Source organism: Desulfotomaculum copahuensis (assembly GCF_001655685.1).
GTDB lineage: Bacteria > Bacillota > Desulfotomaculia > Desulfotomaculales > Desulfovirgulaceae > Desulfotomaculum_G > Desulfotomaculum_G copahuensis.
Window position 1 is genome coordinate 1 of the sequence record NZ_LYVF01000113.1, and the last position, 1,412, is coordinate 1,412.

A 1,412-nucleotide genomic window follows, 5' to 3' on the forward strand; every position below is an offset into this window, starting at 1 on the left:
ACTTTCCCCTTACCCCATGAATTTTAATAATGAATTTCCAGTTTTGTTTCAAATTATGTCTTCACAAACAGTGGATTACTCCATCCAGTTTCTATGATAAATATCTCATCTTTTATATCTTCAATAATATCTATTTGAAGCATATGCTTTTCCCTAAAATTTCTTATACACCTGAAGAAATATAATTGCATCAAATTAAATGCTATTATTATAAACATTAACACAGTTTCTACACCCTCATGACTGTGCAGAAAACAGTGATTTAAATGCCATTCTGTTTTTAGTTGATGAAAAGCATTGTTTTCAATTTCCCATCTTTTATGTATTATTTTCCATAGGGTTTCTACTGAAGTAACTTTAGAGGTAGTTATTATCCATGATTCTTTTATTTCTACTTTGCTTGAGCTATGTATCTCCTCTATAAATTTTATAAACCTTACTTCTATGTCGGAATTAGGCATTTGAAAATTGTCTTCGTCCCAGGCCTTTATTTTAATATAATTGTTACTTTTTTTCTTAACAGTCCATTCTTTATCTGCTTCTCGACACTTGAATAAACCAAGCGCATCCTTAACTATATTAAGTCTTTCATCTTTAACCCTTACTACTGCATCCATCCCTATTGATAATACTTCTTTAATCCAAGTAGATTTGCAATATAATGCATCAGCTACTATAATGTCTGCAAAATGATGAAATTCTTTATGCAATTTTCTAATTAGACGCTTGCCTGCTGTGATTTCTCCTTCGTCTTTATCTGAAGCATCTCTTTTAGGTTCAAGCATTTCCTGACCTATGATAAGATGTGGATCAGAACCTACAGTTGCACATATTACTGACCTATGAAAGTAATGAGTAATCCCGTCCTTTTGGACTCGTGTAAGACAATTATCACAGCACTTATTAGTGCTTTCAAATAACTCTACACCATCTATTGCAACGACTTTTAGTCCATCTATAGTTCCTTTTCTAAAAACCTTATTTTTTGTACTTGTCTTGATTATACTATTATTAAGTTCATTTAAGCCATCTAAATCAAAATTACTTAAAACACGCCTAATAGTGTCAATACGAGGAATTTTAGTCTTTTTAGGTAATACTTTTTTAAATTTACCTTTTTTAAGCCAATGTTCCAACCTATTAAAACTCCTTATTTGAAGCATAAATCCAAATAATACTACAAAGGTAACTGTTGAAATTTTTACTGAAGATTTTGCTCTTTTATCTTTTAGGGTATTGATTTTTTCTCCAAGATGGTATATCTTAGAGAAGTAGATAAGCATTTGTTTTAAATAACTTTTGTTCATTTTATCAGCATCCTTTCTATTTAGGTTGTCGCAAAACATATTATAGAAAGGATGCTTTTATTTTGCAAATTTTTTTCTTTCAATTTCCAGTAAAAAACGGAAAAT

1 protein-coding gene is annotated in these 1,412 nt (G+C 30.0%); it reads right to left on the reverse strand.

The window, feature by feature from the left end:
- Positions 1–53: 53 nt before the first annotated feature.
- The gene (locus A6M21_RS19095) at positions 54–1,307 is read right to left on the reverse strand and encodes a transposase (RefSeq protein WP_066667522.1); all 1,254 of its coding nucleotides are present in this window, start codon (positions 1,305–1,307) and stop codon (positions 54–56) included.
- Between the last annotated feature and the right edge of the window lie 105 nt (positions 1,308–1,412).